Here is a 24,258-nt window from a genome sequence, read left to right as displayed (position 1 = left end):
AGATGACTCTGATCCCATGTGGGAGCTGGCTTGCCAGCGATGCAGACGACTCGGTCTCTCAGGAGAGTCGAGGTGATGCAATCGCTGGCAAGCCAGCTCCCACAGGATTTTGTGGTGAGCCTGATAAATGATGTATTCACTCGAAGACCTGCTCCATCTGATGTCCCGTCTGCGCGATCCGCAGTTCGGTTGTCCGTGGGACATCAAGCAAACCTACGCGACCATCGTCCCGCACACCCTCGAAGAAGCCTATGAAGTGGCCGATGCCATCGAGCGTGGCGATCTCGATCACTTGCAGGGCGAGTTGGGCGATCTGTTGTTTCAGGTGGTGTATTACAGCCAGTTGGCCAAGGAAGAGGGGCGGTTCGAATTCGCCGGGGTGATCGACAGCATCACGCGTAAACTGATCCGCCGTCATCCGCATGTGTTCCCGACGGGTGACCTGTACGCGCCGCTCGACGTGCCGCGCTTGAGCGAAGAGCAGGTCAAGCAGCGCTGGGAAGAGATCAAGGCCGAAGAGCGCGCCGAGAAAGCCTCTGCGCCCGAGCAGTTGTCCTTGCTTGATGATGTGCCGGCCACCTTGCCGGCACTGTCGCGCTCGGCCAAGTTGCAGAAGCGCGCCGGGCAGGTCGGTTTCGACTGGCCGGACGCTTTGCCAGTGCTCGACAAGGTGCGCGAAGAACTCGATGAAGTGCTCGAAGCCATGTCGGAAAACGATCCGGTGGCGGTGGCCGACGAGATCGGCGACCTGCTGTTTTCCGTGGTCAATCTGGCCCGACATTTGAAGGTCGATCCGGAAACCGCCTTGCGCGGCGCCAATGGCAAGTTTGAAAGACGTTTCCGTTTTATCGAACAGGCATTGCGCGACACCCACCGTCCCATGGAAGATTGCACCCTTGAAGAGTTGGACGCCCTGTGGGGCGAAGCCAAACGCCAGGAAAAGAATGAGCCCAGCTGCGGCTGAGCCGTTGCCCAAGTGAGTAAGCATTGATGAGCCTTTCCCTTCGCGACCAGTTGCTCAAAGCAGGCCTGGTCAACCAAAAGCAGGCCAAGCAGGTCAGCAAAGACAAGCAGAAGCAACAGCGCCTGGCCCACAAAGGCCAGGCCGAGCTGGACGATTCGCAGCAGCGCGCCGCCCAGGAAGCCATGGCCGAGAAGGTCAAGCGCGACCAGGAGCTGAACCGTCAGCAGCAGGAGAAGGCCGAGGCCAAGGCCCGCGCCGCGCAGGTCAAGCAGTTGATCGAAGTCTCGCGTCTGCCCAAGCTGACTACCGAGGACTACTACAACTTCGTCGACGACAAGAAGGTCAAGCGCATCTCGGTCAACACGCTGATGCGCAACAAGCTCAGTAGCGGTTCGCTGGCGATCGTGCATCACAACGGCGGCTATGAAGTGATTCCCCGTGAAGCGGCGCTGAAGATCCAGGAGCGCGACCCGCAGCGCATTGTCCAGCTCAACGTGCAGACCGAAGAGGTCAACGCTGAGGACGATCCGTACGCGGCGTACCAGATCCCTGACGATCTGATGTGGTAAAGCCTCGGCTGTAACAACGACGAACCCCGCTCATGGCGGGGTTTGTCGTTTTCAAATGCTGTGTTGTTTCAGGCGGACTTCAGTTCTCTTTGCTGTTCCTGCACTTCCAGTTCAGCCTTGTAGTTATGCGCATCGATCTCGTTGTGGAACATGCCGACCAGCAAGTCTTGTTGATGCACATCCCAGATACGGATGCCGGCGGCCAGGCCTTCATGGGACATGTGTGAATCGTCGCGTTCAGTTACTTTTACAGTCATCTGCTAGCTCCAAATCTCAAGTTACTGCACCAAGGCGTGTGCAGGACTCTGTTATAGGATTTGTTAGTCAGCTAAGTAAACTGCCGATTGGCGCAAGGTGTTGTTGCGGATTTCGCAACAAAGCTGGAGGCCGCGTAAACCGCGACATTCGGTCGCAGGGTGGTAAGTTTCATGACAGAAGTTTCATCTCCCGAACACCCTGCAACCCTGTGGGAGCTGGCTTCTTTGATCGTTCCCACGCTCTGCGTGGGAATGCCTCTGGGGACGCTCCGCGTCCAGTGACGCGGAGCGTCACGGCTGCATTCCCACGCAGAGCGTGGGAACGATCAATATCGCATTCGCGAGCAGGCTCGCTCCCACAGGGTTTTGCGTTGAACCTGCTATTTTCTGCAGACGAAAAAAAACGCCCCGAACCAGTCGGGGCGTTTTCATGTGTGGCTCAGCGGTGGGGAATTACTTGCCTTCCCAGCGCTTCAGTACCAGCGTGGCGTTGGTGCCGCCAAAGCCGAAGCTGTTGCTCATCACGGTGTTGATGGTGGCGTTCTCGCGGGTCTTGGTCAGCACCGGCAGATCGGCCACTTCCGGGTCGAGCTCGTCGATGTTGGCGGAGCCGGCAATGAAGTTGCCTTCCATCATCAGCATGCAGTAGATCGCTTCGTGCACGCCGGCTGCGCCCAGGGAGTGACCGGACAGGCTCTTGGTCGAGCTGATCGCTGGAGCCTTGTCGCCGAACACTTCACGCACACCTTTCATTTCCGCAACGTCGCCGACCGGAGTCGAAGTGCCGTGGGTGTTCAGGTAGTCGATCGGGGTGTCGACGGTGGACAGCGCCTGCTGCATGCAGCGGATCGCGCCTTCGCCGCTCGGGGCAACCATGTCGTAGCCATCGGACGTTGCGCCGTAGCCAACGATCTCGGCGTAGATCTTCGCGCCACGGGCCAGAGCGTGTTCCAGCTCTTCGACGACAACCATGCCGCCGCCGCCAGCGATGACGAAACCGTCGCGGTCCTTGTCGTACGCGCGGGAAGCTTGTTCCGGGGTATCGTTGCGCTTGCTGGACAGAGCGCCCATCGCGTCGAACAGGAACGACTGGCTCCAGTGCTCTTCTTCACCGCCACCGGCGAAGACGATGTCCTGCTTGCCCATCTGGATCTGTTCCATGGCGGTACCGATGCAGTGAGCACTGGTGGCGCAGGCAGAAGCGATGGAGTAGTTCAGGCCCTTGATCTTGAACGGCGTGGCCAGGCAAGCGGAAACGGTGCTGCTCATGGTCCGCGTTACACGGTACGGGCCAACGCGCTTCACGCCTTTCTCGCGGAGGATGTCCAGCGCTTCCATCTGGTTCAGCGTGGAAGCACCGCCGGAACCGGCGATCAGGCCGGTACGCGGGTTGGACACCTGCTCTTCGGTCAGGCCGGAGTCAGTGATGGCGTCTTTCATGGCCAGGTAGGCGTAAGCCGCTGCATGACCGACGAAGCGATAGATCTTGCGATCGATCAGCTCTTCAAGGTTGAGGTCGATGGAGCCGGAAACCTGGCTACGCAGACCCATTTCAGCATATTCCGGGTTGAACCGGATGCCAGGGCGGCTTGCACGCAGGTTAGCGGAGACGGTCTCTTTGTCATTGCCCAGGCACGAAACGATGCCCAGACCAGTGATAACGACGCGGCGCATGCGAATAACCCTTAGAAGTTGTCAGTGGAGGTGAACACGCCGACGCGCAGGCCTTCGGCGGTGTAGATTTCGCGTCCGTCGACACTGACCGAACCATCGGCGATGGCCATGTTCAGCTTGCCCTTGAGGACGCGTTTGATATGAATGTTGTAAGTGACTTTCCTGGCGGTCGGCAGCACCTGGCCGAAGAATTTCACTTCGCCCGAACCCAGCGCACGGCCGCGGCCCGGCAGACCTTGCCAGCCCAGGAAGAAACCGACCAGTTGCCACATGGCATCCAGACCCAGGCAGCCCGGCATCACCGGATCGCCTTCGAAATGGCAGGCGAAGAACCACAGGTCAGGGTTGATATCCAGCTCGGCGACCAATTCACCTTTGCCGTACTTGCCGCCTTCTTCGCTGATATGGGTGATGCGATCCACCATCAGCATGTTCGGGGCGGGCAGTTGCGCGTTACCTGGGCCGAACAGCTCACCGCGACTGCAGCGCAGCAGGTCTTCCCGAGTAAAGGCGTTTTGTTTGGTCATGCGAGCTCCTCAATAATCCCATGCGGCAGGTGGGGCAGATCTTCCCGACCGTTCAAGGCGTTCATGCCTCGAACCGGCAGCCTACTCATAGACTATTGCGTTGTGGTGAAAGTCACAGCACCAAGGACATGAATGTACACTTGTGCACTGAAATTTTTAATCAAGCCCCTTTTGGGGCTCGTTCGGGTGCCTAAGACTGCCGCACTTTCGCTTTTCACGCCAGTCGCAGATGGTCGAAAGGCCCACACTACGACACCCAGCGCTGCAAAATCTGCTGCAGGTCATTGCGTTTGAACGGCTTGGCCAAGTAATCGTTCATCCCCGCTGCCAGACAGGTTTCGCGATCGCCCTGCAAGGCGTTGGCGGTCAGCGCGATGATCGGCACATCGCGGCGTCCGGGCAGGTCGCGGATCTGCCGCGTGGCCTCGTAGCCGTCGATGATCGGCAGCCGGCAATCCATCAGAATCACTTCGAATTCGCCACCCTCGGCACTGCGCACCGCTTGCGCGCCATCGGTCGCCACGCTGACCGCAAAGCCGAGGCTGCGCAGCATCGCTTCGATCACGGTCTGGTTGACCGGGTTGTCTTCGACCAGCAACACATGGCGTCCTTCGCCCTGACCACTACCGTTCAGGGTGCGCGGCGCGGCCAGCGCCGGCATTGCCTGCTTATAGAGCGCCAATGGAATTTCCAGAGTGAACACCGAACCGCGTCCTTCCTCACTCTGCGCGCGCAAGGTGCCGCCCATACGTTCGGCCAAAGTCCGCGCGATCGGCAGACCAAGACCGGTGCCACCGTAACGACGGGAGATCGAACTGTCGGCCTGCTGGAAGGCGTTGAACATCAGCTCCAGACTCTCCGAAGAAATGCCGATGCCGCTGTCGCGCACCGAGCAGGTGAACCACAACAGTTCGTGATCCAACGATTGCCATTGCGCCTCGATGCTGACCCGGCCCTGCTCGGTGAACTTCAAGGCATTGCCGACCAGATTGACCAGAATCTGCCGGATCCGCGTCGGATCGCCCTGCACCTGCAAGCCGCGCATGTCGTCGGGAATGCGCAGATTCAGCGCCAGGCCTCGCTGCACCGCGCTGTGCTGGAACGACTGCGCGCAGGCGCCGATCAGCTCGGCGAGGTTGAACGGGATGTGCTCAAGCTCCAGCTCCGAACGTTCGATTCGCGAGAAGTCGAGAATGTCATTGATGACCTTGAGCAAATGCTCGGTCGACTCCGAAGCGAGCGCGGCGTATTCGACCTGCTCCTCGGTCATCTCGGTGGTTTCGAGCAATTGCAACATGCCCAGCACACCGTTCATGGGGGTGCGCAGTTCATGGCTCATCATCGCCAGAAAATCCGATTTGGCGTTGTTGGCCTTTTCCGCCTCTTCGCGGGTCTGGATCAGTTGCGCCATCGCCTGCTGCTGCTCGCGGCTGGCCTGTTCCAGCGCCTGAGCAAGGTTATTGATGTGCTGCGACAGCGCGCCCAGTTCGGTGTCGTCGACAATCGGCAGCGGGGTTTTGTAATCGCCTTCCTGAATCGCCTTGACCGCATCGCCAATGTCACGGATCGGCTGGGACAGACTGCCGGCCAGACGACGGGCGACGACGAAGGTGAAGAGCAGGGCGAACAGCGCGAGAATCCCGGCCTTGAACAGGATTTCCTGCTGGCGCTGACTGAAAGCATCGTTGGACAGGCCGACGATCACTCGCCCCAGATAATCCTCGCCGGCGGCGCTGTTGCTGACCTTGCCGTCCTGGAAGAAGTCGTTGTGCAAGGCGATCCGCTGCAAACGCACCGGTGCCTGGAACACTTCGACCTGATGCGGGCGGCTGTGGCTATCAGCCGGTTGTTCGACATACACCAGAATCCGGTTGGCGCTGTCCTGCACTTCGAGAAAGCGCACGTTGGGCGTGGCCAGTGTCGCCTTGAGCAGGCTTTCCAGCACTTCGTTGTTGCCGGAGATCACCCCGTATTCCGTGGCAGGCGCCAGTTGGTTGGCAATCAACTGGCCAGTGTGGTTCAGCTCCTGGCGCAAATCCTGGATGCGCACGAAGGTAAAGAAGCTGATCAACAGCAACGTCAGCAACAGCGCCGGCCCGAGGCTGATCAGCTGCGTGCGGGTGTTGATGTCCCAACGGCGACGAAAACTCATGGGCGGCGCTCTCCTTCGGCCAAGGCACTGGCGACAGATGCTTCATTCAGCGGTTCGATGCCTAAAGAACGAGCCACCTGCGCATTACTTGAGACTTTGAAACGAGCGGGGTAAAGCGTTCGCGGCCATGCGCTGGTGGGCTGATCGAGCAAATGGTCGAGAATCGCCAGCCAGTCGCTCTGGTCGCTGTAGGTACTGGCGAGGCTGCCAGCGCGAACGAATGCAATGTTGGGGCCGATCAGCGCAACCTGACGCGAGTAGCTGCTGAGCAGGAGGTTTTTCGCCGTTTGCGAGTTGTACAGATCGGGGTCATCGAGGCCGAGCAGCACGTCGCTGCGTTTCAGCACCGCTTGCAGCGGACGGCTGTCATGAATGTTGTCCCAGCGCTGGCTGACAATCTCCAGATTCAACGGCCGTGCAGCCGCGCGCAATTCGTCAATGAGGAATTCGCCGTGCTCATCGAACAGCACGCCGACCCGCCGCGCCTGCGGCAAGATCCGCCGGATCAGTTGCAATTGCCGGCTCAGCGGCGGATCGCTCCAGAGCAGACTCAGGCGCGCCGGTTGGGCATCGGCGAAACGCTGGCGCGCCTGCAAGCGGCTGATGCGCAACACCAGCGTCGACGGGCCTTGTGAGTCTTGCAGACGCCAGTCGAGGCTGGGCAGATCGAGCAGGATCAAGCGCAGACTGGCCGGTAATTTGCCCGGTGCCGGCAAACTGGCCAGCGGCTGGAACCGCACATTGTCGGTCGGGCGCAGTTCACTCAGCGCTTGTACGAAGGCCTGCACGCCGGGGCTTTCCTCGGCGCCGGTCAATAGAATATCCGCCGCCTGCACCGCGACGCCGTGCAGCCACGCGGTCATGAACAGGCAGAGCCCGGCCAGCCAGTGACCCAGGGTGGGCGTCTTCCGTGACGGGCCGGTGCGCATCCTAGAACTCCAGCTCGGCACTGAAATACATCACCCGGCGTTCATCGTAATTATTGTCGACGAAGGTGTTCGGCTGATGGTCGAGGCGCTGTTGCAGCACGCCGGCCAATTGCAGCTGAGCTTTGCCAATGGCGATGCGTTTGGCGATGCGCGTGTCGACGCGTTCGAAGCGATAGCCGTTGAGCGCGTTGTCGCCGTAATAGAAGAGGGCGCTGTTCCAGCCATGGCCCCAATTGCGCAGCCAACCGGCGGAACCGCTGTTGCGCGCGGTAAACTGTTGGTCCAGCGGATTGCTCGCCTCGGCGTCGACGAAGGCGTAGGTCAAACGCAAGCGGTCGGCGCTGCTGAGGCGCCAGTCGAGTTGCGTTTCGCTGCCACGAAAGCGCGAGCTGTTGGCGTTGCTGGCGATGTACTGGTTGTTGCGCAGCGGCTCGCTGATCATCCCGGTGATTTCGTCGTAGAACAGCTTCACGTCCACGGCCAGCCCGAGTTCGGCGAAGTAGCCGTTGTAGCCCAATTCCCGCGAGCGCATGTGTTCCTGATCGAGATCGCCGGGGCCACGGGTCTTGACGAAATAGCGCGCCGACGACTGGCCGTAGGCCGAGGGTCGCAGGTTGCTGACCTGATAGCTCCAATTGACGTTGTTCTCGAACATGTCCGGCGAGCGGATCGCTTCCGAGTACACCGCGCGCAGGCCATGACGCGGGTTGATCAGGTAGTTGACCGCGAAGCGCGGGGTCAGCGAACTGCCGATCAGTTGCGTGTCTTCGAACATCGCCCCGCCCTGCAGCAGCCAGTGCTCGGTAGCCCGCCATTCCAGTTGGCCGAAGGCGCGCCAGGTGGTGTCGTCGAGGGTGCCGTTGAAATAGGTCTCGGAATCGGCGCGGTCGTAGCGGTAGTTGAGGCCGCTGACCAGTCGCAGGCTGTCGGACAGGCTGAGGGTGTCCTGCAGTTCGAGGTCGTAGCGCGATTCGCGGGCGCTCTGGTCGATATCGCCGCACAAGGTCTGGCTGGCGCCGTTGCGCCATTGTTCGAGCACTTGATTGGCCAGCGCCATTTCCTGCGGCGTGCCGGGTGCCGCGCCGGGGCCGGTGAACTGGTTGATGTTGCGCGCCAGCCGTTCGGTGTAATTCGGGTTGAGCTGCCACAGCTGCGCCAGCTCGGGGCTGAACGACACCTCGGCATCGCAGGCGCGCCAGACTTGCTGGCGATCCCAGTGCTGCGCCGAACCTTGCACATAAAGGCTATGTTCGGGATTGATATCGAGGTTCCAGCGCACCGAACCGGCGTAATCCTTGGCCACCACGTCGGAATTGTTCCCGGCGTCGGTAATCCCCGAGAACACCGGGCGGTAGGTATAAGGTCGCTGATTGCTGCCGTCCTTGGCGTTGAGCTGCCAGTCGAGGCTTTGTCCTTCATTGAGGTCGTGGCTGACCGCCAGGCTCAGACGATTCAAGCGTCGACTGTCGCGATAATCGGCGCCGTTGCGGTCGCTGTCGAAACCGTCGTCTTCCTGGCCGGACAGCGACAGGCGCAGATCACCGCCATCCCACCCGGTGCCCTGACTGGCATAAAAGTCGTTGATGCCACGCTGGCCACGGGTGATTTTCAGGCGCGTGCCATGGCTGTCGGCCGGGTGGCGGGTGATGATGTTGATCACCGCCATCAGCGCGTTGGCACCGTAACTGACCGTGTTCGGGCCGCGAAACACCTCGATCCGGTCAATGTCTTCCATCGCTACCGGGATATCGCTCCAGTCCACCGTCGCCAGGCCGGCGCGGTACACCGAACGGCCATCGATCAACACCTGCATGCGCCGTGCTTCGCTGGCGTTGGTGCCGTGGTAATTCACCGCCGGCTGATTGCCGTTGATGCTGCCAACCATCATCCCCGGCACCAGTCGCAGTAGCTCGCTGATGTCGCGGGCACCGCTGGCGCTGATCAGTTCGCTGTCGAGAACGGTCATGCTCCCGGGCACTTCCGCTGGCGTCTGTTTCAGCCGCGTGGCCGTGAGCACCTGCGGCAGCGTCTGGCTGTCGACGAACAGATCGTCCGCCAGCACCAGCGGGCTGAACAGCAGCGCCAGGAGCAGCGGCGAGCGCGGGGGAGGAGGGCCAGAAAACACGACACAGCCTGCAGAGAGAAGAATTGGCGCGCATGTTAACCGAGGGCGGCGACTTTTCCAGTGACGTTGCAGGCATTTTCCTAGGTTTTATTGGTCTTCTTCCTACAAATGTCGGTAATTGTTGCTGGGGCTGGCCGCCACCGGGTCGCCCCGTATAATGCCCGGCATCGCCACTGGTATGGATTAACGGATTGCATATGACTGAACAGCGCCCGATTGCGGTCCTGGGAGGCGGAAGTTTTGGTACCGCCGTGGCCAATCTGCTGGCCGAGAACGGCCATCAAGTCCTTCAGTGGATGCGTGACCCCGAGCAGGCCGAGGCCATCCGGGTCAACCGCGAAAACCCGCGTTATCTCAAAGGCATCAAGATTCTCCCGGGCGTGACTGCTGTCACCGACCTGCAAGCCACTCTCGATGCCTGCGATCTGTGCTTTGTCGCGCTGCCATCCAGCGCCTTGCGCACGGTACTCGCCGCCCACGCCGAGCGTTTGAGCGGCAAGATGCTGGTCAGCCTGACCAAAGGCATCGAAGCGCAGACCTTCAAGCTGATGAGCCAGATTCTCGAAGAGATCGCCCCGCAGGCGCGCATTGGCGTGTTGTCCGGTCCGAACCTGGCGCGGGAAATCGCCGAGCACGCACTGACCGCCACGGTGGTCGCCAGTGAAGACGAAGAACTGTGCAAAGCGGTGCAAGCCGCCCTGCACGGGCGCACCTTCCGCGTCTACGCCAGCGCCGACCGTTTCGGTGTCGAGCTGGGCGGCGCGTTGAAAAACGTTTACGCGATCATCGCCGGCATGGCGGTGGCATTGGAAATGGGCGAGAACACCAAGAGCATGCTGATCACTCGCGCCTTGGCCGAGATGACCCGCTTTGCGGTGAATCAAGGCGCCAACCCGATGACCTTCCTTGGTCTGGCCGGGGTTGGCGATCTGATCGTCACCTGTTCATCGCCCAAAAGCCGCAACTACCAGGTCGGCTTCGCCCTCGGTCAGGGCTTGAGCCTCGACGAAGCGGTGTCGCGTCTTGGCGAGGTCGCCGAAGGGGTCAACACCCTCAAGGTGCTCAAGGCCAAGTCCCAGGAAGTCGGCGTGTACATGCCGCTGGTCGCCGGGCTGCACGCGATCCTGTTCGAAGGACGCACGCTGGAGCAGGTGATCGGTCTACTGATGCGTGCCGAGCCGAAAACCGACGTCGACTTTATTTCCACCAGCGGTTTCAACTGATTCAGCTGTTACACGGACAGGAAGCAAGCCATGAACGATCCGAAAAGCGAAACCCAGTACGAATCCATCCTCCTGCGGGTGTTGTGGATGATCGTTTATCTGCTGGTCTGGCAAGTCGCGCAGTTCATCCTCGGAGCGGTGGTATTGGTGCAACTGATCTACCGCCTGATCTACGGCGCACCGAGCGCCAGCCTGATGAATTTCGGCGACAGCCTCAGCCAGTTCCTCGCGCAGATCGGCCGCTTCGGCACGTTCCACAGTGACCAGAAGCCCTGGCCGTTCGCCGACTGGCCGGCGCCGCGCACCCCGGAAGGGGAAGCGCCGCACACCGTCGCCCCGGCCGCGCATCCGGTGCGCGATGAGGAGCCCAAGCTATGAAACTGTGGGTATTGCGTCATGGTGAGGCGGTGCCTCACGGCTCGAAAATCGATTCCGAGCGCGAGCTGACCGAGCATGGTCGTAAAGAAGTTCTGCGCAGCGCGGCGCATCTGATGGGCCAGCCGCTGACGGCGATCTACGCCAGCCCTTATCTGCGCGCGCAGCAAACCGCGCAGATCGTGCGCGAGGCGCTGGGGTTCGAGCCGGAGATCCGTACGGTCGAGTGGCTGACGCCGGAGAGCGATCCGGACAAGGTCGCCGAGCAATTGGTCGCGGTGAGCAATGTGCTGCTGGTCAGCCACAACCCGTTGGTGGGCAATCTGCTCAGCTATCTGCAGCACGGCGCCGGGCATCCGCCGGAGCGGGTCAGTACGGCGGGGCTGGCGGAGCTTGAGCACAGCGAGCTGCTGATTGGCTCGATGAAGCTCAATGGCCTCAAGCACCCTTAACGCCATATCCCTGTGGGAGCGAGCCTGCTCGCGAAGGCGGCGTGTCATTCACCCTTTTTGGGGCTGACATACTGCATTCGCGAGCAGGCTCGCTCCCACATTGATTTCTGCCAATCCATGAAATTATTTGTTTGAAAATTCCAACCAAGCACTTGCTTGGTTGACTACGCTTGCTCCAGACCAAAAAAACAGGAGCGAGTCGCATGTCTGCCGCCTTCCGTTTGCCGCTGGACGTGTTCTACGAACGGGAAGCCCGGCATCCGCGCCAGCGCTTTCTGGTGCAGCCGATCGGCGGTGGCCAGGTCGAGACGCTGACTTGGGCCGATGTCGGCCATCAGGCACGCTGCGCCGCGCACTGGTTGCGAGCGCGAGAGTTGCCGCCCGGCAGCCACATCGCCTTGATCTCGAAAAACTGCGCGCACTGGATCATCGCCGATCTGGCGATCTGGATGGCCGGGCATGTGTCGGTGCCGCTGTACCCCAATCTCACCGCTGAATCCGTGGCGCAGGTGCTGACGCATTCGGAAAGTGCGCTGGCGTTCATCGGCAAACTGGATGACTGGGCGGGCATGTCGCAGGGCGTGCCGGCGGGCCTGCCGACCATCAGCCTGCCGCTGCATCCGCCAGGCGAGTTCGATTACAGCTGGGCGGACCTGCAGAGCTGTTCGCCAATCCAGGACGATCCACGCCCCGCCGCCGAGCAATTGGCGACGATCATTTACACCTCCGGCACCACTGGCCTGCCCAAAGGCGTGATGCACAGTTTCGCCAATCTCGGTTTCGCCACCAGCCGTGGCACGCAGCTGTTCGGGCTCAACGAGAACGATCGGCTGCTGTCGTATCTGCCGCTGTGCCACGTTGCCGAACGCATGTTTGTCGAACTGGCGTCGATCTACACCGGGCAGACAGTGTTCTTCGCCGAAAGCCTGGATACTTTCATCACCGATCTGCAGCGCGCGCGGCCTACGGCAATGTTCGGCGTGCCGCGTATCTGGACCAAATTCCAGATGGGTGTTTACAGCAAGATCCCGGCGCAGCGTCTGGACTTTCTCCTCGGGCTGCCCTTCATCGGCAAGCGGGTCGGGCACAAAGTGCTCGCCGGGCTCGGCCTGGATGCCTTGCGCGTGGCGTTGTCCGGCGCTGCGCCGGTACCGCAGACCTTGCTCGCCTGGTATCAGAAACTTGGCCTCGATGTGCTGGAGGTGTACGGCATGACCGAGGGCTGCGGCTATTCGCATATCTGCCTGCCGGGGCGATACAAGCAGGGCTGGATTGGCCAGCCGTGCCCGGAAGTGGAGGTGCGCATCGATGAGTCCGGCGAAGTGCAGGTGCGCAGCCAGGCCAACATGCTCGGCTATTTCAAGGAACCGCAGAAAACTGCTGAGACGCTGACCGCAGACGGCTTTCTGCGCACCGGCGACAAGGGTGAGCAGGACAGCGAAGGGCGCCTGCGCCTGACCGGGCGACTCAAGGAAATCTTCAAGACCAGTAAAGGCAAATACGTCGCACCGGCGCCAATTGAAAACCGTCTGGCCGTGCATTCGCGCATCGAACAGGTGTGCGTGGTCGGCGATGGCCTGAGTGCGCCGCTGGGCTTGTGCGTGCTGTCGACGGTCAATCAGCAAGAGCCTCGTGCCAGCCTGCACGCGAGCCTGGAAAAGCTGCTGGAAGAGGTCAACGCCGCCCTCGACAAGCACGAACGCCTGCGCCGGCTGGTGGTGGTCAAGGACAGCTGGGCGGTGGATAACGGCTTCCTCACGCCGACCCTGAAGATCAAACGCAACGTTATCGAGGATCGCTACGGGCCGCGCTTCGAAGAATGGAGCGCGCGCAGCGAGGCGGTGCTGTGGCAGGATTGAGCGTCGACTACAACAACAAAGGAAGTCTGCGATGAGCTTGTGGCGTACTACTCCCGACATTGAACAATTGAATGCAATCCAGAAGAACACCATCGGCGAAGTGCTCGATATTCGCTTCGAAGCCTTCGATGAACAGTCGCTGACGGCGAGCATGGTCATCGACCATCGCACCCATCAGCCTTACGGTCTGCTGCATGGCGGCGCATCGGTGGTGCTGGCGGAAACCGTGGGTTCGATGGCCAGTTATCTGTGCATCGATGCCAGCAAATTCTATTGCGTCGGCCTGGAGATCAACGCCAACCATTTGCGCGGGTTGCGCAGTGGGCGGGTGACGGCGGTAGCCACGCCGATCCATATCGGGCGCACCACGCATGTCTGGGACATCCGTTTGACCAGTGATGAAGGCAAGGCCAGTTGCGTGTCGCGCCTGACCATGGCGGTGGTGCCGCTGGGGGAACAGCCGCCGCTGCGTTGACATTTATCGGGTTCGGTCAGGTCGAGCCCTCACCCCAGCCCTCTCCCAGAGGGAGAGGGGGCCTACCGTGTGGTTTTCGCGATCCTCGTCGACCTGATAAATCGAGTCGAGCTCAGGTCCCGAACACGCCCCGATTTGCTCCCTTTCCCCTCGCCCCCTTGGGGGAGAGGGCTGGGGTGAGGGGGCAGCGGTCTCGCTGATACACATCACCCTGACCGGACTGTCATCATTCCTGGCACTTACAGTCATTGCTGCGGCGCCGGCTCTTGCGGACAATCAACGCCACGATTCCCGCTCATGGATTTGCCCGCATGTCGCAACCGATCTTTTTCGCCCACGCCAACGGCTTCCCTTCGGGGACCTATGGCAAGTTGTTCGCGGCGCTGGCGCCGGAGTATCGGGTGGTGCATCTGGAGCAGCACGCCCATGACCCGCGTTTTCCGGCGGACGACAACTGGTACAACCTGGTCGATGAACTGATCCATCACCTCGAGCAGCAGGAACAGCCGGTATGGGGCGTCGGCCACTCCTTTGGCGGTCTGCTGCACTTGCACGCGGCGTTGCGCTGTCCCGAGCTGTATCGCGGCGTGGTGATGCTCGACTCACCGGTGCTGACCCGCACCGATCAGTGGGTGATTCGCGCGGCCAAGCGTTTTGGTTTCATCGACCGGCTGACCCCGGCCGGGCGCACCCTCGGGCGCCGTGAAGAATTCGCCGATCTCGACAGCGCGCGCAGTTACTTTTCCGGCAAAAACCTGTTTCGTGGTTTCGACCCGGAATGCTTCGATGCCTACCTGCAACACGGTTTGCATCAAGTCGACGACAAGCTGCGCCTGCGTTTCGACCCGGCCACCGAAATCAGCATCTATCGCGGCGTGCCGCACACCAGTCCGGGGCGCACTCGGCAGTTGCAGGTGCCGCTGGCCATGGTGCGCGGGCACAAGAGTCGCGTGGTGATGCGTCACCACACGCGTTTCGTCTCGCGCCTGCCGCAAGGCGAGGCGCTGAGCATGCCCGGCGGACACATGTTTCCACTGGAGCGTCCGCAAGATACGGCGCGACTGCTCAAGAGCCTGTTCTCGCGCTGGGAGCAGCGGCAGAACAAGGATTGCGCATGAGCCCGACCTGCGAAGAAGTGCGCCTGAATCTGCCGCACATCGAGTTGGCCGCGCATCTGTTCGGCCCCGAGGACGGCGTGCCAGTGATCGCGTTGCACGGCTGGCTCGACAACGCCAACAGCTTCGCCCGGCTGGCGCCAAAGCTCAACGGCTTGCGCATCGTTGCCCTGGACATGGCTGGCCACGGCCATTCCGGGCATCGGCCGAGCGGTGCCGGTTATGCCCTTTGGGACTACGCCCATGATGTTTTGCAAGTGGCTGAGCAACTGGGCTGGAAGCGTTTCGGGTTGCTCGGGCATTCGATGGGCGCGATTGTCTCGATGGTGCTGGCCGGTTCGCTGCCGGAACGCATCAGCCATCTGGCACTCATCGATGGCGTGATTCCTCCGACAGACAAAGGCGAAAACGCTGCGGAACGCATGGGCATGGCCCTGCAGGCGCAACTCGATCTGCGGGAAAAGCGCAAACCGGTCTATACCACCCTCGACCGAGCTGTCGAAGCGCGGATGAAAGGCCTGGTGGCGGTCAGTCGCGAAGCCGCTGAACTGTTGGCCCAGCGCGGCTTGATGCCGGTGCCCGGCGGTTACACCTGGCGTACCGACAATCGCCTGACCCTGCCATCACCTCTGCGCCTGACTGAAGAACAGGCGATGGCGTTTGCCTCGCGCGTCAGTTGCCCGGCGCATCTGGTAGTCGCGGCGGATGGCATGCTGGCCAGGCATCCTGAGTTGCTGCAGCGTCTACCCTTCAGTCACGAACAGTTGCCGGGCGGGCATCATCTGCACCTGAATGACGAGGCTGGCGCAGGTCTTGTAGCAGACTGTTTCAATCGCTTTTTCGCCATGCCTTGACTTGCTACCGGCAACTGCCGAGGCTGGGCGGGTTGAAACAGGAGACAAACTTGATGGATTTCTATACCGCTGCGACCCCGACCCGCCCAGCCATGACCGTCCGGTGAGCCTGACTATGCGGCCACTCAGTCTTTTCGCGCTGTGCTGCTTCAGCTCCTTGTCCTTCGCTGCCGATGTGCCGGGCAGCCAGGATCTGCAAATCGTGCCGCGTCTGGCCGACGCACAGATCGTCGACTATCGCCCGGCGGCCGAGCTGGAGCGCATCTACCCGCTGGGCTCGATCCGCAAGATCAGTGGCCAGTTGCGCTTCGACGGCCAGGTCACCGCCCGCGGCCAGACCACCTCGGTAACCTACGAGTTGCCGCCGGAACATTCCGCCACCGAAGCCTTTACCGCCGCCCGCGAAGCCCTGCAACAGCAGGACGCCGAGTTGCTGTTCTGGTGCCAGGCCCGCGATTGCGGCGAAAGCAGCCTGTGGGCCAACGAAGTGTTCGGCAACGCCAAGCTGTATGGCTCCGACGAACAACAGGCCTATCTATTGCTCAGGCTGGCGGCGCCAAAGGACAACACGCTGGTGGCGCTCTACAGCATCACTCGCGGCAATCGCAAAGCCTATCTGCATGTCGAACAGTTCGAGGCGACTGCGCCGTTGGGCGAACTGCTGCCGACCTCGGCAACCCTGCTGCGCCAGTTGAAAAGCACCGGCGAGCTGGATTTCCCAAAACTCGCTGATGAGCCGGATGCCACCTGGCTGCGCCTGATTTCCCGTGGCCTGAATCTCGACACGACCTTGCGGGTCACGGTTTCCGGGCCCAAGGCCGAAGCCTGGCGCCAGGCGTTGATCACTCAGGGTGTGCGGGCGGCCCGGATGGAAACCGGCAATCTCGAAGGCTCTGGCCTGCGCATCGACCTGTTGCGATAAGCTGTGCCGGGCGAGCACGCACGCAGTGTTCGCCTACTCTTTCGCTGACTGACTTTGCCGGGACTTTCCATGCTCAATAACGATCGCCTGCTGGTGCAGATTCTGCTGCTGGTGTTGTTTGGTGCCAGCCTGTGGGTGATGGCGCCGTTCTGGTCGGCGCTGTTCTGGGGCGCGGTGCTGGCGTTCGCCAGTTGGCCGCTGATGCGTTTGCTCACCCGTGCGCTCAATGGCCGCGAATCGCTGGCAGCGTTGATCCTGACACTGGGCTGGATGTTGCTGGTGGCGGCGCCGCTGGTGTGGCTGGGTTTCAATCTTGCCGATCATGTGCGCGATGCCACGGCATTCATCAAGGATGTGCAGGTCGACGGTTTGCCGGAAGCGCCCACCTGGCTTGGTAGCGTGCCTTTGGTTGGTGAGCGACTGGTGGCGATGTGGGACAGCATCGATCAACAGGGCGCGGCGTTGATGGTCTCGATCAAGCCGTATCTGGGCCAGGTCGGTAACTGGCTGCTGGCGCGCAGTGCGCAGATCGGCGGCGGGATTCTCGAGCTGACGCTGAGCCTGGTGTTCGTGTTCTTTTTCTACCGTGACGGGCCACGACTGGCGGCGTTTGTGCACAGTCTGCTGCAGCGCTTGATTGGCGATCGTGCCGGTTATTACATCGAATTGGTGGCGGGGACGGTGCAGCGGGTGGTCAACGGTGTGATTGGTACCGCGGCGGCGCAGGCGGTGCTGGCGTTGATCGGCTTTTTGATTGCCGGGGTTCCTGGGGCGCTGGTGCTGGGGATCGTCACGTTTATGCTGAGTCTGATTCCGATGGGGCCACCGCTGGTGTGGGTGCCGGCCACGGCTTGGCTGGTGTGGAAGGGGGAGTACGGGATGGCGATCTTTCTCGGGATCTGGGGGACGTTCATCATCAGTGGCGTGGACAATGTGCTCAAGCCGTATCTGATCAGCCGTGGCGGCAATCTGCCGTTGGTGATTGTGTTGCTCGGGGTGTTTGGCGGGTTGATTGCCTTTGGCTTTATCGGGTTGTTTATTGGGCCTACTTTGTTGGCGGTGGCTTATAGTTTGTTGACGGACTGGAGTAAGAGTCAGGCTCGGGTCTAGGGGGGGCTTGGCGGCCTTTGGGCCGACCATGCTCTTGGGGTTTTGGGTGTATATCCGTTTCTGCGGGTGTTGCGGCTGGCGGTTCCGCTCTTACAGCGGGTCACTTTTGCAGACGCCCAAAAGTAACCAAAACGCTTTGCTCCTGCGTTCGGCCCTCGCAGGCTCGGGTTCCTTCGCTCCGGGACTGATCCGGGCGCAGCGGCTACGGTTTGCTTCGCTGCACCTCCTTCCGCTGTGTCTGGCTGCGCCAGACGGTCGCTGCGCTCCCACGCCCGGATCAATCCCTCCACTCAGCCTTCCGACGTCGCCGGTGGATCAAGATCAAGAGCACTCGAGCTTGCGCTCATTGTTGAGTGGTGCGGCTTCGCCGCGGGCAGCTGCGCTGCTTTGCTTTTGCTTTTGCTTTTGTGGGAGCGAGCCTGCTCGCAAAGGCGGCCTGACAGCCGACCCATTTCTCGCTGGACGCGCTCGATCAAACTGTAGGAGTGAGCCTGCTCGCGAAGGCGGCCTGGCAGCCAACCCATCTCTCTCTGAAACCACTCGATCCCTGTGGGAGCTGGCTTGCCAGCGATAGCGCCCTCACATCCAACCAATCTACCGAATACACTCAGTTTCCATTGTGGGAGCGAGCCTGCTCGCGAAGGCGGCCTGACAGCCAACCCATCTCTCTCTGAAACCACTCGATCCCTGTGGGAGCTGGGCTTGCCAGCGATAGCGCCCTCACATCCAACCAATCTACCGAATACACTCAGTTTCATTGTGGGAGCGAGCCCGCTCGCGAAGGCGCCCTCAAAGCCAACCCATCTCTCTCTGAAACCACTCGATCCCTGTGGGAGCTGGCTTGCCAGCGATAGCGCCTCCACATCCAACCAATATCTGCCGAATACACTTAGTTTCATTGTGGGAGCGAGCCTGCTCGCGAAGGCGGCCTGGCAGCCAACCCATCTCTCTCTGAAACCACTCGATCCCTGTGGGAGCTGGCTTGCCAGCGATAGCGCCCTCACATCCAACCAATATCTGCCGAATGCACTCAGTTTCCATTGTGGGAGCGAGCCTGCTCGCGAAGGCGGCCTGGCAGCCAACCCATCTCTCTCTGAAACCACTCGATCCCTGTGGGAGCTGGCCTGCCAGCGATAGCGCCCTCACATCCAACCAATCTACCGAATACACTCAGTTTCCATTGTGGGAGCGAGCCTGCTCGCGAAGGCGGCCTGACAGCCAACCCATCTCTCTCTGATCAAGAGCACTCGAGCTTGCGCTCATTGTTGAGTGGTGCGGCTTCGCCGCGGGCAGCTGCGCTGCTTTGCTTTTGCTTTTGCTTTTGTGGGAGCGAGCCTGCTCGCAAAGGCGGCCTGACAGCCGACCCATTTCTCGCTGGACGCGCTCGATCAAACTGTAGGAGCGAGCCTGCTCGCGAAGGCGGCCTGGCAGCCAACCCATCTCTCTCTGAAACCACTCGATCCCTGTGGGAGCTGGCTTGCCAGCGATAGCGCCCTCACATCCAACCAATATCTGCCGAATACACTCAGTTTCATTGTGGGAGCGAGCCTGCTCGCGAAGAGGCCGATACATTCAACAGATGCATTGAATCATCAGACGCTTTCGCGAGCAGGCTCGCTCCCACTTCAAGTCGGCTGAGCCTCAGCCCCGTGGCAACCGGACAACGGCGGTCAGCCCACCACCCGGTGTTTCTTCCAGATCCAACCGCCCACCCAGCCGCTGCGCGGCTTCGCGGGCGATGGTCATGCCCAGTCCTACGCCGCCGGAGTTGCGGTTACGCGAGCCTTCCAGTCGATAGAACGGCTCAAACACCGCTTCCCGCTGGTCTTCAGCAATCCCCGGCCCGTGATCAATCACCCGAATCAGCAGTTCTTCGCGCTGTTCCAGCAGTTCAATCCTTGCCTGTCCGGCGTAGCGCAGGGCGTTGTCCAGCAGGTTGTTGATGCACGAGCGCAGCGCCATCGGTTGTACTGGCAAAGGCGAGCAGTGGCCGCTGACCTGTACATCGGCGCCCTGGTCCTGGGCGTTTTCGCACAGCGATTCGACCAGCGCCTGCACGTCCAGCAACTGCAAGGCTTCGCTGGTGCGTTGTTCGTGCAGATAGGTGAGGGTGGCGTCGAGCATGCCGATCATGTCGTCCAGATCCTGGCGCATCTGGCTTTGCAGCTTGTCGTCGCTGATGTTTTCCAGGCGCAGTTTCAGGCGTGACAGTGGCGTGCGCAGGTCGTGGGAGACGGCGCCGAGCATGCGCGCGCGTTGCTGGACCTGTTCGCGGATGCGCCGTTGCATGAGGTTGAAGGTGTGCGCCGCTTGCCGAGCTTCGCGCGGGCCGGATTCGTCGAGGGGGTCGCTGTCGAGGTCTTCGCTCAGGCGCTCGGCGGCGTCGCTCAGGCGCTGGATCGGCCGGCTGAGCAGCTTGGCGCCGTACCATGCGGCGATCATCAGGGTGATGAACTGAAAGGTCAGCGGCACCACCGGGCCGCCGAACCATGGGCGTGCTTGCCTCGGTGGGTAAGCAGCGGCGTGCATGGGCGGTTGGCCGTCGATATTCGTTGAGAATTCGGGCGGTGGTGGGGGCGGAGGAGGGCCGTAGAGTCTGAACCAGGCGAAGGCCAGCAGGTGCGCCAGGACAATCGCCACGAACAGCACCCCGAACAGGCGACCGAACAGGGTGTCGAAGCGCGCCTTCATCAACCGATGTCCCGTGCGTCGAACAGGTAACCCTCGCCGCGCACGGTCTTGATCAGTTGCGGGGCTTTCGAGTCGTCGCCGAGTTTTTGCCGCAGGCGCGAGACCAGCAGGTCGATGCTGCGGTCGAAGGCTTCGATCGAGCGACCGCGAGCGGCGTCGAGCAGTTGTTCGCGGCTGAGCACGCGACGCGGGCGTTCGATGAAGACCCAGAGCAGGCGGAATTCGGCGTTGGACAACGGCACTACCAGGCCGTTGTCGGCGACCACTTGGCGCAGGACGCTGTTGAGGCGCCAGTTGTCGAAGCGAATGTTCGCGCGCTGTTCGCTGCGGTCGTCGCGCACGCGGCGCAGGATGGTCTGGATGCGGGCGACCAGTTCGCGCGGTTCGAACGGCTTGGCCATGTAATCGTCGGCGCCCAGTTCGAGGCCGATGATGCGGTCGGTGGGTTCGCAGCGGGCGGTGAGCATCAGGATCGGGATGGCCGATTCGGCGCGCAGCCAGCGACACAGCGACAGACCGTCTTCGCCGGGCAGCATCAGGTCGAGGACGATGACGTCGAAATGTTCCCCCTGCAGCGCCTGGCGCATCGCCGCACCGTCGGTGACGCCGCTGGCGTGAATGTTGAAACGGGCGAGGTAATCGATCATCAGCTCGCGGATCGGCACGTCATCATCGACGATCAGCGCGCGGATGCTCCAGCGCTTGTCGTCTTTGCTTTCATCCGTCACGGTTGTCGGGGTGTTGTGCATGGGGCTGTTCGCTGCCAGTGGTGGTTTCAGCATAGGCGTCCGGCCGGGAGGCGGGAAGTGCTGTTGTAAGGACGTGTTGCGCCGGGCGAGGCTAACCCGGGTGCGTGTTGCGGGCGTGTCGGTTGTGTATCGGAGTCGACACAATAGCCGCGCCGGCTAAGCTGATAACCGCCAGCGCGACGATTTACCGATCATCGGGTGCCGCGCTGCCGCCGGTTCCGCTACAATGCGCGCCGTTTTCGACCAGCCTGAGAGCCCATCCATGTCCGCCTGCCAGACTCCTATCATCGTCGCCCTGGATTTCCCCACCCGTGACGCCGCACTGAAGCTGGCCGACCAGTTGGACCCGAGACTGTGCCGGGTCAAAGTGGGCAAGGAACTGTTCACCAGTTGCGCGGCGGAAATCGTCGGCACCCTGCGTGACAAGGGTTTTGAAGTGTTTCTGGATCTCAAATTCCACGACATCCCCAACACCACTGCGATGGCTGTGAAAGCCGCTGCCGAGATGGGTGTGTGGATGGTCAATGTGCACTGCTCCGGCGGTCTGCGCATGATGGCAGCCTGCCGCGAGGAGCTGGACAAGCGCAGTGGTCCGCAACCGTTGTTGATTGGTGTGACCGTGCTGACCAGCATGGAGCGCGAGGATCTGGCCGGTATCGGTCTGGATATCGAGCCGCAGGAACAAGTGCTGCGTCTGGCGGCGCTGGCCGAGAAGGCCGGGATGGACGGTCTGGTGTGTTCGGCGCTGGAAGCGTCGGCGCTGAAAGCCGCGCACCCGTCGCTGCAACTGGTGACCCCGGGGATTCGCCCGGCCGGCAGCGCGCAGGACGACCAACGGCGCATTCTGACCCCGCGTCAGGCGCTGGATGCCGGTTCCGATTACCTGGTAATCGGCCGTCCGATCAGCCAGGCGGCAGATCCGGCGCAGGCGTTGGCCGCAGTCGTAGCCGAAATTTCCTAAAGCTAATTGAAGATCCGACTGTGGGAGCGAGCCTGCTCGCGAAGAGGAAGTGTCAGTCGGCATCATTACCGACTGATCCACCGCTTCGCGAGCAGGCTCGCTCCCACATTGGTTTCAGGCGGGCCTTAAACCTTCAACACCAACTTGCCAAAGTTCTCGCCGTTGAACAGTTTCATCAGCGTCTCAGGGAACGTCTCCAGTCCTTCAACCACATCTTCCTTGCTCTTGAGCTGCCCGTTGGCCATCCAGCCGGCCATCTCCTGGGCGGCGCTGGCGAACTGCGCGGCGTAGTCCATCACCACAAAACCTTCCATGCGCGCGCGATTGACCAGCAGTGACAGGTAATTGGCCGGGCCTTTGACCGCTTCTTTATTGTTGTACTGGCTGATCGCGCCGCAGATCACCACGCGCGCCTTCATGTTCAAGCGGCTCAGCACCGCGTCGAGGATGTCGCCGCCGACGTTATCGAAGTACACGTCCACGCCTTTCGGGCATTCGCGCTTCAGACCGGCCACGACGTCTTCGGCCTTGTAATCGATGGCGCCGTCAAAGCCCAGTTCGTCGATGAGGAATTTGCACTTGTCGGCCCCGCCGGCGATGCCGACGACGCGGCAGCCTTTGATTTTGGCGATCTGCCCGGCCACGCTGCCCACCGCACCGGCCGCGCCGGACAGCACCACGGTGTCACCGGCTTTCGGGGCGCCGACGTCGAGCAGGGCGAAGTAGGCGGTCATGCCGGTCATGCCCAGTGCAGACAGATAGCGTGGCAATGGCGCGAGTTTCGGGTCGACCTTGTAGAAACCGCGCGGCTCGCCGAGGAAATAATCCTGCACGCCGAGGGCGCCGTTGACGTAATCGCCGACGGCGAAGCCAGGATTGTTCGAGGCGATGACTTTCCCCACGCCCAGTGCGCGCATGACCTCACCGAGTCCGACCGGCGGGATGTAGGACTTGCCTTCGTTCATCCAACCGCGCATGGCCGGGTCGAGGGACAAGTATTCGTTTTTCACCAGAATCTGTCCTGCCTGTGGCTCGCCGACCGGTACTTCCTGATAAGTGAAAGTCTCGCGGGTCGCGGCGCCCACCGGGCGTTTGGCGAGCAGGAACTGGCGATTGGTCTGGTTGGTCATGACAGGCACTCGAATGGAATGAAGCCTTGTTGATAGCTCTTCAACGGCGATGTCGCAAGGTTGGCTGATACGGCGAATGCGAGTCGATCCAGTGCAGTGATGGTTACGGGGCGGGTTTCATCACTGCGGCGCATGCGCCGGTAAACAGCGATTGCATAGTGCTGACGTGCTTTCGCTGCCCTTGGCTATGCTGCGACGCCAACATCTCCCAGTTTTTTTGCATTCGAGGACATACCCATGAGCATGACGTTTTCCGGTCAGGTGGTTGTAATCACGGGAGCCGCCTACGGCATCGGTCGCGCGACAGCCCTGGCGTTTGCCGCCGAAGGCCTGAAAGTGGTGGTGGCTGACCTGGATGCGGCTGGCGGCGAAGGCACGGTGGCGCTGATTCGTACAGCCGGTGGCGAAGCGTCCTTCGTGCGCTGCGACGTGACGGTGGAAAGCGATGTAAAAAATCTGATGGATGAGGTGATCGATACCTACGGTCGGCTCGACTATGCCTTCAACAACGCCGGGATCGAAATCGAGAAAGGCAAACTCGCCGACGGTACGCTGGACGAGTTCGACGCGATCATGGGCGTCAACGTCAAAGGCGTCTGGCTGTGCATGAAGTATCAGTTGCCGTTGCTGTTGGCGCAGGGCGGTGGCGCGATCGTCAATACGGCGTCGGTAGCCGGGCTGGGTGCGGCGCCGAAAATGAGCATCTACGCGGCGTCGAAACATGCGGTGATCGGCCTGACCAAGTCGGCGGCGATCGAATACGCGAAAAAGAAAATCCGCGTCAACGCTGTGTGCCCGGCAGTGATCGATACGGACATGTTCCGCCGTGCCTACGAAGCCGACCCGAAGAAGGCCGAATTCGCCAACGCCATGCACCCGGTCGGGCGCATTGGCAAGGTCGAGGAAATCGCCAGCGCGGTGCTGTATCTGTGCAGCGATGGTGCGGCATTCACTACTGGGCACTCATTGGCGGTGGACGGCGGCGTGACGGCGTTTTGAAAGTTGCCGAAATACAAAGAACCCGTCTGCGTGCGGGTTTTTTTGTACCTCGCGGTCGGTCCCTGTGAATACCGTTAAACAATGTGTATCAAATCGTTAGAACTGCCGCATTTGGCGGTGTTGTCGCACAGCCTCGGCGGCGCGGC

At 61.4% G+C, this 24,258-nt stretch carries 22 protein-coding genes; 13 read left to right on the top strand and 9 right to left on the bottom strand.

Annotated elements, in window-relative coordinates:
- Positions 1–130 precede the first annotated feature (130 nt).
- Together mazG and HU724_RS21100 are read left to right on the top strand one after the other, a co-directional pair.
- A complete protein-coding gene (mazG, locus tag HU724_RS21105) occupies positions 131–964 on the top strand; it encodes a nucleoside triphosphate pyrophosphohydrolase (RefSeq protein WP_024013963.1) in 834 nt (277 codons plus the stop codon).
- Positions 965–990: 26 nt separating this feature from the next.
- Positions 991–1,533 (top strand): DUF2058 domain-containing protein, encoded by a 543-nt coding sequence (locus HU724_RS21100; protein ID WP_016773645.1) that lies wholly within the window; start codon positions 991–993, stop codon positions 1,531–1,533.
- A 68-nt stretch (positions 1,534–1,601) separates the two neighbouring features.
- On the opposite strand, the gene HU724_RS21095 is transcribed toward HU724_RS21100, so the two are convergent.
- From HU724_RS21095 to HU724_RS21070, 6 genes are all read right to left on the bottom strand, one after another.
- On the bottom strand, positions 1,602–1,790 hold the full coding sequence (locus HU724_RS21095; protein WP_016773646.1) for a hypothetical protein: 189 nt from the start codon (positions 1,788–1,790) through the stop codon (positions 1,602–1,604).
- A 453-nt stretch (positions 1,791–2,243) separates the two neighbouring features.
- A complete protein-coding gene (gene fabB / locus HU724_RS21090) occupies positions 2,244–3,464 on the bottom strand; it encodes a beta-ketoacyl-ACP synthase I (protein ID WP_016773647.1) in 1,221 nt (406 codons plus the stop codon).
- 11 nt (positions 3,465–3,475) lie between these two features.
- Positions 3,476–3,991: a 3-hydroxyacyl-[acyl-carrier-protein] dehydratase FabA gene (fabA, locus tag HU724_RS21085; protein WP_133340714.1), complete on the bottom strand. Its 516-nt coding sequence runs from the start codon at positions 3,989–3,991 to the stop codon at positions 3,476–3,478.
- Positions 3,992–4,238: 247 nt separating this feature from the next.
- Positions 4,239–6,143, bottom strand: coding sequence for an ATP-binding protein (locus tag HU724_RS21080; protein ID WP_016773649.1), 1,905 nt, complete (start codon positions 6,141–6,143; stop codon positions 4,239–4,241).
- A complete protein-coding gene (locus tag HU724_RS21075) occupies positions 6,140–7,072 on the bottom strand; it encodes an ABC transporter substrate-binding protein (protein ID WP_123443628.1) in 933 nt (310 codons plus the stop codon). The genes HU724_RS21080 and HU724_RS21075 overlap by 4 nt, the downstream gene beginning before the upstream one ends.
- Position 7,073: 1 nt before the next feature.
- Entirely contained in the window at positions 7,074–9,197 is a 2,124-nt protein-coding gene (locus HU724_RS21070; protein ID WP_186567727.1) for a TonB-dependent receptor plug domain-containing protein, read from the bottom strand.
- A 197-nt stretch (positions 9,198–9,394) separates the two neighbouring features.
- On the opposite strand from HU724_RS21070, the gene HU724_RS21065 reads away from it, so the two are divergent.
- The 9 genes from HU724_RS21065 to HU724_RS21025 all read left to right on the top strand — a co-directional run bounded on the left by HU724_RS21065 (position 9,395) and on the right by HU724_RS21025 (position 17,582).
- Positions 9,395–10,420, top strand: coding sequence for an NAD(P)H-dependent glycerol-3-phosphate dehydrogenase (locus HU724_RS21065; protein WP_024013958.1), 1,026 nt, complete (start codon positions 9,395–9,397; stop codon positions 10,418–10,420).
- Positions 10,421–10,450: 30 nt separating this feature from the next.
- Complete coding sequence (locus HU724_RS21060; RefSeq protein ID WP_016773653.1) at positions 10,451–10,798, top strand: DUF4389 domain-containing protein; 348 nt, start codon at positions 10,451–10,453, stop codon at positions 10,796–10,798.
- Complete coding sequence (gene sixA / locus HU724_RS21055) at positions 10,795–11,247, top strand: phosphohistidine phosphatase SixA (RefSeq protein WP_186567728.1); 453 nt, start codon at positions 10,795–10,797, stop codon at positions 11,245–11,247. The genes HU724_RS21060 and sixA overlap by 4 nt, the downstream gene beginning before the upstream one ends.
- Positions 11,248–11,450: 203 nt before the next feature.
- On the top strand, positions 11,451–13,106 hold the full coding sequence (locus tag HU724_RS21050; RefSeq protein WP_186567729.1) for an AMP-binding protein: 1,656 nt from the start codon (positions 11,451–11,453) through the stop codon (positions 13,104–13,106).
- 31 nt (positions 13,107–13,137) lie between these two features.
- Complete coding sequence (locus HU724_RS21045) at positions 13,138–13,581, top strand: hotdog fold thioesterase (protein ID WP_016773655.1); 444 nt, start codon at positions 13,138–13,140, stop codon at positions 13,579–13,581.
- A gap of 311 nt (positions 13,582–13,892) precedes the next feature.
- Complete coding sequence (locus tag HU724_RS21040) at positions 13,893–14,699, top strand: alpha/beta fold hydrolase (protein ID WP_186567730.1); 807 nt, start codon at positions 13,893–13,895, stop codon at positions 14,697–14,699.
- Positions 14,696–15,550: an alpha/beta hydrolase gene (locus HU724_RS21035; protein WP_186567731.1), complete on the top strand. Its 855-nt coding sequence runs from the start codon at positions 14,696–14,698 to the stop codon at positions 15,548–15,550. Before HU724_RS21040 ends, HU724_RS21035 begins: the two co-directional genes overlap by 4 nt.
- A 115-nt stretch (positions 15,551–15,665) precedes the next feature.
- Positions 15,666–16,472 carry a DUF4892 domain-containing protein gene (locus tag HU724_RS21030; RefSeq protein ID WP_122603212.1) on the top strand — a complete coding sequence of 269 codons (807 nt, stop codon included), beginning with the start codon at positions 15,666–15,668 and terminating at the stop codon, positions 16,470–16,472.
- A 69-nt stretch (positions 16,473–16,541) separates the two neighbouring features.
- Entirely contained in the window at positions 16,542–17,582 is a 1,041-nt protein-coding gene (locus HU724_RS21025) for an AI-2E family transporter (protein ID WP_071173244.1), read from the top strand.
- A 1,641-nt stretch (positions 17,583–19,223) separates the two neighbouring features.
- Here the strand turns inward: HU724_RS21025 and HU724_RS21020 are convergent.
- Positions 19,224–20,273, bottom strand: coding sequence for an ATP-binding protein (locus HU724_RS21020; protein WP_186569858.1), 1,050 nt, complete (start codon positions 20,271–20,273; stop codon positions 19,224–19,226).
- Entirely contained in the window at positions 20,273–21,022 is a 750-nt protein-coding gene (locus HU724_RS21015; RefSeq protein ID WP_186569859.1) for a response regulator, read from the bottom strand. The genes HU724_RS21020 and HU724_RS21015 overlap by 1 nt, the downstream gene beginning before the upstream one ends.
- Before the next feature lie 262 nt (positions 21,023–21,284).
- On the opposite strand from HU724_RS21015, the gene pyrF reads away from it, so the two are divergent.
- Positions 21,285–21,983, top strand: coding sequence for an orotidine-5'-phosphate decarboxylase (gene pyrF, locus HU724_RS21010; RefSeq protein WP_186569860.1), 699 nt, complete (start codon positions 21,285–21,287; stop codon positions 21,981–21,983).
- Positions 21,984–22,108: 125 nt separating this feature from the next.
- Here pyrF and HU724_RS21005 read toward each other — a convergent pair whose 3' ends face one another.
- Positions 22,109–23,113 (bottom strand): NADP-dependent oxidoreductase, encoded by a 1,005-nt coding sequence (locus HU724_RS21005; RefSeq protein WP_016773662.1) that lies wholly within the window; start codon positions 23,111–23,113, stop codon positions 22,109–22,111.
- Positions 23,114–23,350: 237 nt separating this feature from the next.
- Between HU724_RS21005 and HU724_RS21000 the strand changes: the two genes are divergently transcribed.
- Entirely contained in the window at positions 23,351–24,112 is a 762-nt protein-coding gene (locus HU724_RS21000) for an SDR family oxidoreductase (RefSeq protein WP_186569861.1), read from the top strand.
- Positions 24,113–24,258: the final 146 nt, after the last annotated feature.

It is taken from the genome of Pseudomonas iranensis (assembly GCF_014268585.2).
In the GTDB taxonomy this organism is placed as follows: Bacteria; Pseudomonadota; Gammaproteobacteria; order Pseudomonadales; family Pseudomonadaceae; genus Aquipseudomonas; species Aquipseudomonas iranensis.
This window is presented reverse-complemented; position numbering and strand designations above follow the sequence as displayed.